Raw genomic sequence first — 14,330 nt, 5'->3', positions numbered from 1 at the left:
CCTCGTCAGTGTTCCACCTTGTGCCGACGAGCGGACGCTAACGCAATTGTCATCACACAGGCAAGCAAGAGAATGCCTATCAATGTATTCCAGCTAACAAGCAAATCTTCAGAATAGATTGACACCACTGCAAATAACGGTGGCCCTAGGGCGAAGCCCGCAAAAAAAGCAACGGAAACGAAGCCAGAAGAAAATGTCACCGGACCAAAAGCGGGATCTCTGATTAACATGCTCATGGCTATTGCATTGGTAGCTACTGCAGTCAGTCCTACCCCGATAGCGCCTGCCCAGAGTTGCCAGTGACTGTCAGGAGCAGCGTTCATTGTTATTGCCATCGAAACAGCGGCGATAGCCGCCAGCATGAATAGAAGCAAAGATTCATCTTTGAGTTTTGCTCCCATTGGTGTCAATACGATCCTGGAAATCATTCCCATTACTCCAAATACCGCGATTAAGGTATCAGCAAGAGGGAGAGCCATATTTTGCTGAATAGCAAATGTGGGTAGGTACGTGACGAAGGCAGAAAGCGATGTGCCTATCAGAAATTGAATCATCATCAGACGTAGCAACAGCGAATTTGGTGGTAGTAATTTTAAGCGGGTACGCGTTCTGATATGTTTCTTCGGGGTGACAGAAGACACGCTTAAACAGAAGAAAATTGTAATCGGAACGATTATTCCATACGCAACACGCCAGCCATATTGCATTGCAATGGTCGGAAGTATTAAACCAGCGATAAGGGCAGCTAGTTGTACACCAGCTTGCTTGAGTCCGACGATGCTGGCTTTTTTTTCTGGTGGCACTTGCTGCGCGATTAATAAATTGGTGACTGGATTGGCAAGAGCCTGAGCTATACCGCAGATAGCTGCGGCAATTAATAAACTATAAAAACTTTCTACTACCGCGATCAGGGTGAAGGCAAGCCCGACCGAACAGAAAAGCACAAGCAATGAATACCTTGAACCAAGGTAATCCACGATAGCACCTGCCCAGAGCGATAGAACCGCAGCGAACCCAAATGAACTCATGATGAGGTAGCCTAACAAAGTGGGGTCGAAGTGCAGATCACTGCTTAGAAGTGGCCCAAGCGTGCTCGTTGCGTATAAAACCAGCATTGGCAGGGTCATCGCAAATAACAAAACAATACAAAACAAAAGATTAACTCTAATTATGGATTAATAGGGATCGGATACTTATGATGTTTGCTTGTTTTATGCTGTCAAAATAATGAGTTAGATAAATTGATAAGCTTGGTTTTCTTTATAGAAGTTGATCAGCCGACGACCAGTTGAACTAACAAGCGCTTCTGCTGTTCCATCGAGAATACGTGATGCGCGAGCTATCCGGCTAATGCCGGAAAGTGGTGTGAGTTCACTGATACCCTCTGCGCCATACAACTGTATGGCTGAGTCTGACGCTATGCACAAGGCCCGAGATGCAGCTAATTTAGCAACATTAATTTCGATATCATTTGGAAATTGTGCATCAATGCTTTTAGCAGCCAAACGGATTAATTCTCGGGCGCTTGCGATGGCTTCATACACATTGACAAAATGTTGACGAATGAGCTGTTTTTCCGGCAGACGTGCTATTTTTCCTCGCTCCGAATTGATTCGTGCACCCATTAAATCCATGCAGCGTTGCGCTAAAGCCAGCCAGCTCATTGAGCGGAGCAGTCTGCCCAAACCAAGTCGCTGGCTCATTAGAAAAGTACCGCTTCCGCACATGCCAAGCAGATTCTGCTCAGGTACTTTCACATTCACAAAGGAGATTTCACCCTGACTGAGGTCACTACCCATAATTCTAATCTGTCGTTCTATTTTAAATCCCGGTGTGTCTGTGGGAACAATGATCATAGACAGACTTTTATTCAGCGACTCGCCATTGTCTGCAGTTCGCGCCAGTACAGTAGTAAAGGTTGCCCGGTCAATGTTGGAAATGAACCATTTTCTACCATTGATAACCCAATTACCGTTAGAAAGCTGGGCTGAAGTTGTAATCAAAGCGGGGATTGAGCCGCTGCGTCCTGGTTCTGTCATGCCATAGCTCGGTATGGCTGTACCGCTGACCAATGGCTCCAAGAAGTTTTCTCGAATCTCATCCGAGCCAAATTTAAAAAGCATATGTGCATCAAGAGTGGTATCGCTACCAAAAATTGTGGGTGAAAATTCTGTACGGCCTTCTTGTTCTGCAACCAACAAATAATCTTCCAGGGAAGCTATTTTTCCACCATAGGGGAGTGGGTGAAACAAACCCCATAACCCTGCCGATCTCGCTTTGCTGATTAATCCTGAATGTAAAAGAAACGCTATATTCTTATCCTTGCTGAGTAGCGATTCATTGGGAACGATTTGCTCATCAACAAATTCTCTTACTTTCTCGGCAAGGGATTTCGCTAAGGTTGTATGGTTTGATTCCTGATGTGTTTTAAACATTAGCAGATTCTTTAGATATGTTATGTTTCGTCATGTGTTGATTAATCAATTCCAGTTCACTGGCGAGCTGTTTCTTGTCGATTTTTCCAGCAGGATTAAGAGGCAATTGTTTGTAGTAGCGTAAGTACTCTGGAAGTTTGTTTGTTTCTAGACCTTGCTCACGTAAATAATGGGTAAACTGAAATAATGACGGATATTCCATTCCATCGCGCAATACTAAACAGAGGCAGACACGTTGTCCTAGATCTGGATCTGAAATTGGTACACAGGCAGCGCTGACAACAGCAGGATGAGAGACGGCGATATTTTCAATTTGAACTGGGCTAATATTTATGCCACCACGAATAATGATGTCTTTTTTCCGGCCCGATAGTATTAAATAGCCGTCATCATCGATAAAACCAAGGTCGCCGGTATAAACCCATCCATCCTTGTCACGATACAAGGCGTCCAATTCAGGTGCATTAACATATTGCATGGGGCTTATAGGTCCTCTGGCAGCAATTTCACCTAAATCGCCTTGAGCCACATCTTGTCTTTGATCGTCCACTATCCGGATGGAACATACATCAGGATTAGGCTGGCCGGCTTTGTTAATCACGGTTGGTAAATCATCATTCAGTGTGGTATGGCAATTTACGCCATCTGCTGAGCCATACAAGCCGATGAAACCGCAGCGAAAAGCTTCGGTACTACGGTAAATGGATGCTTCATCGATTTTTGCTCCACCACTAATGATAGCGATAAGACTGGAAGTGTTCGTTTCCTGCAGTGCCGGATCTACTGCAATCCGCTGGAACATTGTAGGAACACCAAAGATATGGGTTGGCCTTAACTTTCCAATCGCCTCAATGGCAGTTGCTACTTCAAATTGCTTCATTAGTACGATTGATCCACCCAACCAGGATAAAACGCCAAATGTGGCGGTCGAGCCAAATGCTGTGCCCAGTGGCATTAGATAGAGCCCTCTGAATGTTTCTCCATTGGGATGGATACGCTGCAAAAATCGTCCACGCCCGCCAGTCAGCGCATTATGAGAATAAGCTACCCATTTGGGCTCCGATTCGGTTCCGGATGAAATCAAAAAGCGAACAGGGGAGTCGGGTGAAACTTGTGGTAGCGCGCTAGATTGAATGGGTTTTGTTTGAAAAAGAGAATCCAATGTGTACCAGCCTTTTTTTGCTTCTCCATCAACTATAAGGATGCGCAGTGAAAGCAATGTTGGCCGCAGCGATTCTATTAGATCGCACAAATCAATATTGGCATGTTCTCGTTCCACAATGACAATGCGTGCATGACATCTTTTGAGTAACGATTCGATGTCAAGACGTCCGCGTCCAGGAGGAAAAGGTGCCACAATAGCGCCAAGAGCGGCTGCTGCTAAATCTATAGCACAGCTTCGCCAGCTATTGGGTAATTGGTATGCGATGACATCCCCCGGAACAATGCCCAGATCTTTGAAACTATTTGCCAGACGTTGAGTTTTATTCAGCAATTCTGCGTAGGTAATGATTTGATCGAGTGACATGACCGCCGGATTATCGGGGTGATGTTGTGCATGATCTTGAAATAAGGTGTACACGGATTTATTTGGGTAGATTTCCTTTTGTACCCATTGCTTGCGAATTTCAGCAGGAACTAAATCGATAATGCCTGAAGGATTCATTGAAAGCTCCATGGAGAATTTATTTTTGTATAGGAACCCGGAGATAAGTCTCGCTGCAGATAGGGGATGGTCTGAAGTTTTGAAAGATCTTCAATAACGACCCCCGACGGAATATCTTCCTGTTCGAAAATTTCAACCCACTCATGCGCTGTTTTTGATAGAAAAAGATCGCTTAATTGCTGATGAAAGTCGATTGCTCCAGGGTCAGCAGTGATATTAAGGATCACAGCCAGTTTCCTGACTGCATTTAAGTCATGGCATTCAATTGCAATTTTTTCGTGTTTGGTCGCATAAACAGCATTAATCATGCTTTTCTTAGATGATTTAATATCTGGCTGCTCGTACAGATTTTGAAAATCATCCACACACAGAAGTGTTGCAGCACTCATCAGCGATGAGGTGACTTTAGCCCCAACGTTATTCATACAACGGTTAAGCAAGGCAACACAGATTCCTTGTGCAGCGAGGACGCCGCCAAGCACATCCAGCACTGTGAATAAGGATCCAACCTGAGTCCCGGAAGCTTTCGCGATCTTTTGAGCGATGCCTGAGTATGCTTGCGCCATAAAATCTGTTCCTGGCATCGTGCTTGAGGAAACGTGTTCTGTGCTGTCCGTAGACCATCCCCCCGCGTAGGCATATATCAGGGAGGGATTAATAGTTGCTAAATCATCGTAATCAAGGTTTAGCAATACAGCTTTGCCAGGCATCCAGTTATGTAAAAAAACATCAACTTGTCGTATTAATTCTTTTATTTCTTTTTGACCTGCTGAAGATTTGATATCGATTTCTCGCACATCTTTAAGATAATTGAGTGCATCAAATCTCGCGGAGCAGCTATCGGCTATTGGGGGCATGCCACGCAAAGGATCTCCTCCAGGTGGCTCAATTCTAATGATATGCGCTCCAAGGAGTGAAAGCAGATGCCCTGCTAAAGGCCCTTGAATTCGCCGACATGACTCGATGATCGTAAGGCCGCTTAATGGTAAATTGTTGGTGGCACGATTCGTAAATTCGTTCTTAGGCCCTGGATGAAAAAGAAATTCCCAAGGGCCTTGAAGCCAGACATGCCTACTATCAGTATCGTTAGCTCTATCATCGATAGAGCGAACAGGACAAATAGCCATTCCAGTTCTAACGCATATTTGAGATATCTGCTGAAAAGTGAAATGTGCTATTGCTTTGGGCAATTCTTCGGGTAAGGGCGAAATGGCTTTTGCGTATCTTTGCCAAAAGCTTTTCCACCCCTTGCTGGTCAAGGGGAGGCTAACACCAATCTCAGTCCAGAATTTTTTCCAAATTTCTGCATTGAGTGTTTCGAGTTCGAAAATGATACCGTCTTTTGATTTGAATGGTGGATGTGCTTCAAGCGTAATCAATTCAGGAAATAACTTTTCAGGAGCATCTGAGGTAGTGGCACCGGCGATGTACTGTCCCATACTCATCAAAGCGGCTGATGCCATAGAGACATTGATATTTGATAGTTGAGCTCCGCGCAACTGTCCAATGGAAGCCGCTACGACCCCTTGTAAAGCAAGTGCTGCTGTGAGAGTAGAAACATAATTTACTCCAAGAGACTGAGGCCTACCACTTGCCCGCCCATGCACAGACATCAATCCGCATCTTGCCTGCATGATATTTTCTGTCACTGCAGCAGATTTGCTGTCATTCCATCGTGTGATATTGCACGTCACTGGTGATGTGTGCGGGGTTTGGAATTGAAATGAGGCAGCCGACTTATCTTCAGAGTCTTGCTGGGAATCAACTTTTATGCCGAGTGTTTTTGATTGATAGCGGATAGATGCTGCAACAGCAGAAAAATCAGGGGGTACTGTCTCTGGAAAGCCACTGATTGTACAGTTATTGAGTGGTCTTTTCATATTTGCTGCCTTTAATAAACTAGCAATTAATCTTTTCTTGTCCACCGGCAACGGCAGGAAGAATTGTAAGTGTGTCTCCGTCTTTCAGTTTGGTAGAAAGTCCATCGCCGAAGCGTATATCTTCATCGTTTACGTATATATTGATGAAGTGATGTTCTTTTCCGTTAGAGATTAGTTTCTCTTTAAACCCGGGGTACTGTTGTTCGATGTGTTCTATAATCTCTAGAACGTTTGAGCCCTCGATTTCGATCATCTTTTGGTTCTGGGTTAGAGGTCTTAATATAGTTGGCACACTAACGGTGATAGACATATTTACTCCTTGAGTTTTGAAAATTAGAAAAAGAATCAGAAAAGCAAAAATTTGAGCTTTGATGAATGCGCCATATAAATGGATTAAGCCACTTTTGATATATCAGCGACTGATTTAAATTTATCCAGTACTCTGATCCTTTCTTCTACAACCATTCCATTTAAAATACGGAAGCTGCGAATTTCTTGTTTGTACCCGGGATCTGTTGAAATAATGACGTAGTGTGACTGCGGTTCTAAGGCATATTCAATATCAGTACGACTTGGGAAGGCTTGTGAGCTTGTATGCGAGTGATAGATCACTATTGGCTCTTCGCCTCGTGCTTCCATTTCTTTCCAGATCTTAAGCTGCTGCTGTGGATCAAATTTAAAGAATGTCTCCGATTCAGCTGCATTACGCATAGGAATAAGACGCGATGGCATATCAGAGCCTTCAAGGCCGGCAATAATGCCACAAGTTTCAATTGGGTGGTCTTGATGTGCTTGAGCAAGCATTGCATCAACAACTTCTATTTGTATTGTCAGCATGATTGTGCTATCTCCTGAGAATGTTTTAGAAAGAATCAATAGCTTGGCAATGTCTGGTCTACATCTCTGATCCAGGCAAGAATTCCACCATCCAGGCTTTTGACGTTGGTAAAACCCAGTTCCTGCATTTCGATGAGAACATTCCTGGACCGAACACCCGTCTTGCAATGAAGAACGATAAAGTCATCTTTATCCAGCTGCGATAAGACCTCGTCAGAAATGATGTCATCTTTGGGAATATGCTGGGCACCTTCAATATGGACAAAATTCCATTCCTCGATTCCGCGGACATCGATCAATTGCATTTTCGTACCGTTTTCGCGCAATTTTTTGAGTTCTAACGCGCTGATAACCGGAATGCTTTCTTCATGATCTGCTTTTGTTTGTTTGAGACCACAAAATTCACGATAATCGATCAAGGTCTTGATAGGAGTTCTGACAGGTGCGCGGCGTATGGGGATGAATCTGTAGGTCATGTCTAGCGCATCGTAGACGACAAGTCTGCCCAGCAGAGTTTCCCCCAGGCCAGTTATCAATTTGATTGCTTCGGTGGCCATTATTGCGCCTATCGCGGCGCAAAGAACACCAAATACTCCACCTTCGGCACAGGAGGGTGCCATTTCCGGAGGGGGTGGTTCAGGGTACAAGTCACGATAATTCAATCCCACATTACCGGGTGCATTCTCCCAGAATACAGAGGCTTGTCCTTCAAAACGAAAAATGGAGCCCCAGACATATGGCTTGCCGGTGAGTACACAAGCATCATTGACAAGATAGCGTGTAGCAAAATTGTCTGTGCCATCGACAATCAGGTCATATTCTGAAATGATTGCTTCAGCGTTGGTAGCCTCAAGGCGTTCGTTATGCAGTTGCACACGAACATATGGATTCAGTGCTTTGATCGAGTCTCTTGCACTCTCGGATTTAGGTCTGCCAACATCTGCGTGACCATGAATAATTTGCCTTTGCAGATTAGATTGGTCAACAGTGTCAAAATCAACAATCCCTAATGTTCCAACTCCGGCTGCTGCTAAATACAATAGTGCAGGTGATCCCAGACCTCCTGCGCCGATCACAAGAACTTTGCTGCTTTTCAGACGCTGTTGCCCTATCAGTCCTACTTCAGGGATGAGCAAATGACGGCTGTATCGTGAAATCTCAGTATTGTTTAATTCTTCTGCTGGATTTACTAGTGGTGGTAGTTGCATAAAATTTTCTCCCTGGTTAATGCTTAATGAAATTGAGCTGAGATTACCGCTTGTTTTTTCAACCGTTCATTCCTGAAAGAGGATCTGAATGCAATTAAGCTTTCTTCATCAGAATATGTAATACCGAGGGAAAGGAAGCATATATTGCCGATGGCATATATTCTTTTGGAATGAATTTTATTATTTTGATTGTCATCATTTTGGTATCAAATCAATATTTAGGTTTAAATATCAGAAGGTTGCTATTTGAAACAGCATAAAAATGCATCAGTATTTCTAAGGCTGTGCTTTAAAAACTGGCGTAGCGATTTCGTTGATGCGTACTTTAAATTAATAATCCCGAATTTAGAATGCGACAAATTGTCGCGCGACAATTTGTCGCAGGGCTATCGGGAAGGCAGGGGGTGTCGACGGGTGCATGCAGCATGCGTGATCACCGAGCGATGGCAAAAAAGACTTGAAATCAGCGCAGCCATGGTTTTCTAAAATATTCTGGGCGCATAAGTACAACCGATATTCAATAGGAAGGTGCGGCAATTTGCCGCATTTTTGCTATAGAGATTTGTCCTTACAATGCAAAACTGCCTTGAGAGCAAGATGTATACATCATATGTCAATGTATTAGTTCAATCATATTCTTTATTATTTTTTGTTATTAAATGGAATTCATAATACGAAAATAATTAATAAACCTATTAAGATAGAATTTTCAAAGCAAAATGAAAAATAAAATCCACAGCCTCAACGTAATAAATTTGATGATTGCAATGATATTTTTACAAGGAATTAGTTTGAGTGCTCTTGCACACGATGGTGAAAATCATGCTGCTGGCTCTATTATTCCAAAAGTACCAGGGCTTCCAGACTGCCAAATATTGACAGCAGCCCGGTTGTTTGACGGAGTTAATTTCCCTCAAGACAACATATCAATATTAATCGAAGGAGAAAAAATCAAGCAAATTGGCTCGGCGGAACAATTAAGTGGGTTATGCGAAAGCAGGATCGATTTGGGTGATGCAGCAATTTTGCCTGGATTTATTGATTCGCATGCGCATATTACATATCGGAATGTCATGAAAGGCGACGTACTAGAGCATGGCATAACTACCGTTCAGGATACCGGCGGCCCGTTAATGGCTCCTGAAGGAGGTCAAGGCACGCTACGCTTATTAAGCGTTGGTCCGATCATCCAGGCTCCTGGTGGCTATCCATTGAACATATTCGGAGGGAGTGGAGGATACGACGATATTGCTATTCCGGTTGACTCAGTTATCGAAGCTGAGAACGTTGTTGCTGATCTTGTCGCAGGTGGAGCAACAGCGATCAAGATTGCACTGGAACCTGGCGGAGAAAGCGGTGCGCCGTGGATGCAACCTCATGATGGCCCTGTGCCTGCTACTCCATGGCCTTTGCTATCGCAGGAAATTGTCAATGCAATTGTGACTAAAGCACATGAATTAGGCAAAAGAGTACTTGTCCATGTCGGTGAGAATATCGGTTTTGAACGGGCGCTTGACGCAAAGATTGATGAATTCGCGCACATTCCTTGCTCTGAAATTAGAGAAGATTTACTGCAGCGTGCGGTGGATCAAGGTATTACCTTTGTTACGACGATAGATACGCTTGCTTCTTGTGTAGATACGACTACCCATAAGGGAATTCATTCCAATACGATCAGTCTGGCGAGTAAAGGCGCTAAATTTATCTATGGCTCTGAAATAGGGCACGACAATGTGCCATGGGGGATCAATGGAGAAGAACTTCATATGATATTGCACTTGACAAGTGGAGAATCTATTGATTTTTCGGATGTAATTAACGTGCTTAAGGCTGCAACTTCAAAGGCCGGAGAACATTTGGGCCTGGCTCCGCTTGGTACACTGGTACCTGGTGCGCCTGCTGACATTATCGCAGTGCGAGGGAATCCCTTTGAAAAATTTAAACTATTAGAATATCCGGATCTCGTTATTTCAGGTGGTCGCACCATCGTTAATAAGTTTATAAACCAGCCCTCAATGGCTGAAATCGATTGCCTTTTCACTTGGGCTGAAGGTAAATATCCCGATCTGTTTGCCCCATCAGGCGTTTCTACAGAGATTTCGAGTATTTACAGCTATCGCTATTATTCGGCAAGTAATATCTATCTGGGCGTTTCCTCGGCTGACAATCATGTGTATTACATGGGGACTGATAGGTTATTGCAGAACGAAGGTCCGATATCCAATTGGCTGCCTGTTTCAGGATGTCGGTAGGCGACAAGCAAATCATAACATTCAATCAGATATCGCTGTGTCCGCGTGCTGTTATACTTATTGCCTATGAAATTTCGATACATCGATAATTTGGAAAGATGTAGTCTTTTCCAATATGAAAAGGGTCTGAAGGGAGTTGCATATTTCCAACGGAAAATGAGTCTGAGCAAGTAGATTCTGAATTGGTCATTATACGAGGGATAGTGATCGAAACGGATGAAGCAAAGTTACAAGTGGTGGCATAGGTTAAGGCGTTTCTGGAAGGGACGTACGATATTGCAATCAAAGTGCCCAACCAGGAGGGGGCTACAAAATTGCTAGATTGATGGAAAAACTGGGTAACCAGGAATAACGCTTGAACAGCTGAATGTGGGGTCGCATCAAGAATGAGCGATAACGATGCTGCCGTAGCACTTAACAAAGTACGACAGGCATTATTCCAATCCATTGCTGATGCATTCAAGCTATGGTTAACATTAGTTATTATCTTGAGTAATAAACTGATACCAAGAAAAGACTGGAATTATGTAGCAGCCGCACAAGCCTTCGCCCGACCTAACGCCTACCATTTCTCCATGACCAACAAGATGGAGAATCCACATGGCCCAATCGCATGTCGTATCCGGCCTCGTCGCCAAGCGCGGCGAAATTACCGGCCAAATCGAATCCTACGAAGCTGAAATCAAGCGCCTGCACGCGGCCTCGATTGAGGAAATGTATCGCGTGCTGAAATTCGATCGGTGGCTTAGTCTCGCCTTTTCTCATAGCGATCCTGCCTATTGGCAGCTGATCGTTGATACAGCGGAGCGCGCAGGTTTCGAGTATGTCAGCGTCACGCGGCAGAATAACGGGCAGTCCACGTTCAAGAAGCGCCAGAATCCTTTTTCCGTATTGTCGGGCTAGCTTATTTTGAATTTCAGAAAAACACGCGGCTTACGCACGATTCGCAAGGCTTTGCCTCAAGCTGATGTCGCTAACGCGGTAATTGCAGCGATACGCGCAATCGTTCAACAGCACGACGGCGCGACAATCGAACAGATCAACGATACGCTCGTTATTCGCGGGTTGGGAACCGGCATGCTTGGCACCTTGAGCAAAGAATATTCAGATTTGATGCCGGTGCTGCGAAAGAATTTTATTTTCAAGGATGATGGGCGCTGGCATCTCAAGTAAAAGGTGTCACGGCCGTAAAAAAGCAATCGTATAATGGACACATCACAATAAGGGACGACTATTTTCAAGTATTTGAGTGAAATATGCTGCACAGCGCCTTGGATTGTATTAGGCATCAATGGTTAAGAGAACTTTACAAATGAATACGCCAGATCCGATTGCAACCCTAAACTCGGAGACACTCTTGGAAATCATCAAGATCCAAACGGAGATCTCTAAATTAGGACTCGATCTTGGTGGCGTGATGTCCTTGGTGACACAGCGTTCACATCTGCTAACGCGAGCAAGCGGCGCGGTGGTGGAGATAGCCGAAGGCGACGACATGGTCTATCGTGCGGCTTCCGGTATGGCTGAGACGCAGCTAGGCTTGCGCCTGAGCCGACACAAAAGCTTGTCTGGGCTATGCGTTCGCGACGGCAAGATTCTCAGTTGCGATGATTCCGAAACCGACGAACGAGCTGATCGCGACGCCTGTCGAAAGATCGGTCTGCGCTCCATGCTCGTGGTGCCACTCAAGCATCTAGATTCGACTGTAGGTGTACTTAAGGTCATGTCTTCTACGCCGAGCGCGTTTTCCGACGCCGACGCGCAAGTATTAAGCCTTTTGTCCGAACAAATCGCCGCAGCGATGTTCCATGCAGTGCGGTTTGAAGCCAACGAGCTTTATCATCGCGCCACACACGATGCCTTGACTGGATTGGCCAACCGCGCGTTATTCTACGATCGCCTGCGTCAGTGCATGGTCGCGGCAGATCGCCATGCGGGTCGCGTTGGCATACTAAACATAGACATGGATGGCTTAAAGCCTATTAATGACGAATATGGTCATCGCGCTGGGGATGCTGCGATACGAGAAGTCGCAACCCGTGCTAATACCACTTCTCGCCAATCGGACACGGTGGCACGCCTTGGTGGGGATGAGTTTGGCGTAATTCTTTCCCGCATCGATAATCGGGAAGGTGCGATGACGCAGTCTGAACGCCTTGCGAAGAAGATTAACGCCCCTTTTGTTTTTGAGCAGCGGCCACTTCTACTCAGTGCGAGCATTGGATGCGCCGTTTATCCTGATGACGGAAAACATATCGAAGAGATTATCGATAAGGCAGATCAATCCATGTATGAAATCAAGCGAAATAGAAAGATGCGGCGCTGACGCAGGACAGAAAAATTGGATAGGTCATAGTTCTATCGGTTCGCATGCGGCATCATCGTCTGGCGTGCCTCCCTAGCGAAATAGGTTCTTAATGCACGCTGCATGTGGGGCACTTCTACCGTAACATATTGAAAATAAAGTATTTATCCTGCTGCTACATAATTCTGGAAAAGACAGCAATGCAGCCGGTAATATAGCTGTACTCAATATAAGATGCTTACGTTCAAAGATTGCAACGATCAAAGCAAGCAGGAGTAATCCCAAACCAAGTCCAACGAATATTTCGCTGGAGCTGATGCGAGGGAATAAATAAAAACCTAAAAACAGCGTGCCAATGACGCTGCCGATTGTATTGATGGCATAAATAGAGCCTGTGCTGGTACCAATGCCATCCAGGGAATAATAAGAGTAAGTAGCCCCACCCTTTACATAGAGGCGTAGCCTAAATGTTTTCGTTGTCATTAGCGCGATAAATACTCGTTTACCACCAACTCATAATGTGATTGGATGTACATTGTATAAACCAATGATTGCCTTACAAATGCGACAAATTATCGCATCTCAATAACCCATTCCAATAATTAAATTAAATACGCTTTGTTCAGATTGCGTTCATTTTCAAGTAATTTCGTGATTACTAAATGTTTCCGAGACAAGGTTGAAATAGCAAGTGCGACAATTTGCCGCATTGTCATTTATTTGATCAGGCCAGATAATTGATTTGTGACTATTTATCCCTCCCTTCAAAAAGATGGATAGTCATCGGCGCCGTTATTTTTATTTTTAATTAGTAAATTAATCGGGTAACTGGGATGAGTCTTATGGGCTGTTTCCTTGATTAAATCACGAACACATAAAAAATTAGTAAAAGGGGCAACATGAAAAAAAATAAGTTTAAAATATCAATACTGGCTTTGGCTACAACTACGCTGTTAGGCATAGGGCAAAGTGTATTGGCGCATACCCGATTGGAAGTACCGACAGTTACTGAAGGCGTCCGAGTGACGAACAATGTTGCCATCGGTCATGGTTGTGGAGAGAAAGCGATTATTGGTACCTCAGTGGTTTTTCCGGATGGTACGGATTCAACTATTACCGTCGGTGGCCAACCCCATAATGGGCCATTGACTGATTTTGTTTCAAACTGGGGGTCTAATGTTCAGCCTCTCCAAACCCGAGCGGTATTTGATTTTGTGGATGAAAAACAAGGACCAACAGGAAATGTCGTCGGATTTTGGTCTGGCGGAGGATCAGGTATGCCAGCTCACATGAATGCATTTGTTCCTTTCAGAGTTAGTGCAACTAACATCGAACCAACTTCCTGCGCCAAGAGCGTGAAATTCTTTGTTTCCATTGTCGATATTTGTGAAATCAGTGGAATTGATGCGTTACGCAATGGAAGCGGAGAGTCCGGAGGTGTTGCTAATCTATGGACGCATAATAACCTGGGAACGCCGTATGATCGTGTGAGCGCGGAAGATGATGGACCCGCTTCATTAACGATCAATCGTGATTTAACGAAGAACCCACTGCCTGGATCATGTAATGGTGGTGTCGATGTCGAGATAAAACCTTCTGCTGCACAGATCAATCGTGATATGCCGATCAAGTTCAACGGTCAGCAAGTTTGGCCTGAATAAACGCTATACTTGGTATTTGCAAACGGGATCGTGGATCCCGTTTGCATCAACAGAAAAGAACGCTATCTCCGGCGGGTAGAAGCAAC

The 14,330-nt window shown here is 44.5% G+C and carries 15 protein-coding genes; 7 read left to right on the top strand and 8 right to left on the bottom strand.

Going from position 1 to position 14,330, the window contains the following annotated elements; genetic code table 11:
- Positions 1-5: 5 nt before the first annotated feature.
- From R2Q26_RS02385 to moeB, 7 genes are all read right to left on the bottom strand, one after another.
- A complete protein-coding gene (locus tag R2Q26_RS02385) occupies positions 6-1,115 on the bottom strand; it encodes a CynX/NimT family MFS transporter (protein ID WP_411182310.1) in 1,110 nt (369 codons plus the stop codon).
- Between the two features lie 117 nt (positions 1,116-1,232).
- Positions 1,233-2,435: an acyl-CoA dehydrogenase family protein gene (locus tag R2Q26_RS02380; protein ID WP_317534811.1), complete on the bottom strand. Its 1,203-nt coding sequence runs from the start codon at positions 2,433-2,435 to the stop codon at positions 1,233-1,235.
- Positions 2,428-4,101 (bottom strand): class I adenylate-forming enzyme family protein, encoded by a 1,674-nt coding sequence (locus R2Q26_RS02375; RefSeq protein ID WP_317534810.1) that lies wholly within the window; start codon positions 4,099-4,101, stop codon positions 2,428-2,430. Before R2Q26_RS02375 ends, R2Q26_RS02380 begins: the two co-directional genes overlap by 8 nt.
- The gene (locus R2Q26_RS02370; RefSeq protein ID WP_317534809.1) at positions 4,098-5,981 is read right to left on the bottom strand and encodes a CoA transferase; all 1,884 of its coding nucleotides are present in this window, start codon (positions 5,979-5,981) and stop codon (positions 4,098-4,100) included. Before R2Q26_RS02370 ends, R2Q26_RS02375 begins: the two co-directional genes overlap by 4 nt.
- Before the next feature lie 19 nt (positions 5,982-6,000).
- Entirely contained in the window at positions 6,001-6,291 is a 291-nt protein-coding gene (locus R2Q26_RS02365) for a MoaD family protein (RefSeq protein WP_317534808.1), read from the bottom strand.
- 83 nt (positions 6,292-6,374) lie between these two features.
- Positions 6,375-6,818, bottom strand: a complete 444-nt coding sequence (locus R2Q26_RS02360) for a M67 family metallopeptidase (protein ID WP_317534807.1) — start codon at positions 6,816-6,818, stop codon at positions 6,375-6,377.
- Between the two features lie 35 nt (positions 6,819-6,853).
- Complete coding sequence (gene moeB, locus R2Q26_RS02355; RefSeq protein ID WP_317534806.1) at positions 6,854-8,026, bottom strand: molybdopterin-synthase adenylyltransferase MoeB; 1,173 nt, start codon at positions 8,024-8,026, stop codon at positions 6,854-6,856.
- Between the two features lie 360 nt (positions 8,027-8,386).
- Between moeB and R2Q26_RS02350 the strand changes: the two genes are divergently transcribed.
- The 6 genes from R2Q26_RS02350 (at position 8,387) to R2Q26_RS02325 (ending at position 12,604) form a co-directional block, all read left to right on the top strand.
- Positions 8,387-8,512, top strand: coding sequence for a hypothetical protein (locus R2Q26_RS02350; RefSeq protein ID WP_317534805.1), 126 nt, complete (start codon positions 8,387-8,389; stop codon positions 8,510-8,512).
- 233 nt (positions 8,513-8,745) lie between these two features.
- Positions 8,746-10,278 (top strand): amidohydrolase family protein, encoded by a 1,533-nt coding sequence (locus R2Q26_RS02345; RefSeq protein WP_317534804.1) that lies wholly within the window; start codon positions 8,746-8,748, stop codon positions 10,276-10,278.
- A gap of 386 nt (positions 10,279-10,664) precedes the next feature.
- Positions 10,665-10,958 carry a hypothetical protein gene (locus R2Q26_RS02340; RefSeq protein WP_317534803.1) on the top strand — a complete coding sequence of 98 codons (294 nt, stop codon included), beginning with the start codon at positions 10,665-10,667 and terminating at the stop codon, positions 10,956-10,958.
- A complete protein-coding gene (locus R2Q26_RS02335) occupies positions 10,879-11,181 on the top strand; it encodes a hypothetical protein (RefSeq protein WP_317534802.1) in 303 nt (100 codons plus the stop codon). Before R2Q26_RS02340 ends, R2Q26_RS02335 begins: the two co-directional genes overlap by 80 nt.
- Positions 11,182-11,187: 6 nt before the next feature.
- A complete protein-coding gene (locus R2Q26_RS02330) occupies positions 11,188-11,451 on the top strand; it encodes a hypothetical protein (RefSeq protein WP_317534801.1) in 264 nt (87 codons plus the stop codon).
- A 253-nt stretch (positions 11,452-11,704) separates the two neighbouring features.
- Entirely contained in the window at positions 11,705-12,604 is a 900-nt protein-coding gene (locus R2Q26_RS02325) for a diguanylate cyclase domain-containing protein (RefSeq protein WP_411182309.1), read from the top strand.
- Between the two features lie 72 nt (positions 12,605-12,676).
- Here R2Q26_RS02325 and R2Q26_RS02320 read toward each other — a convergent pair whose 3' ends face one another.
- Positions 12,677-13,066 (bottom strand): hypothetical protein, encoded by a 390-nt coding sequence (locus tag R2Q26_RS02320; RefSeq protein ID WP_317534799.1) that lies wholly within the window; start codon positions 13,064-13,066, stop codon positions 12,677-12,679.
- A gap of 416 nt (positions 13,067-13,482) precedes the next feature.
- On the opposite strand from R2Q26_RS02320, the gene R2Q26_RS02315 reads away from it, so the two are divergent.
- Positions 13,483-14,244 (top strand): hypothetical protein, encoded by a 762-nt coding sequence (locus R2Q26_RS02315; RefSeq protein WP_317534798.1) that lies wholly within the window; start codon positions 13,483-13,485, stop codon positions 14,242-14,244.
- Positions 14,245-14,330: the final 86 nt, after the last annotated feature.

Source organism: Nitrosomonas sp. Is37 (assembly GCF_033063275.1).
Taxonomy (GTDB): domain Bacteria; phylum Pseudomonadota; class Gammaproteobacteria; order Burkholderiales; family Nitrosomonadaceae; genus Nitrosomonas.
This window is presented reverse-complemented; position numbering and strand designations above follow the sequence as displayed.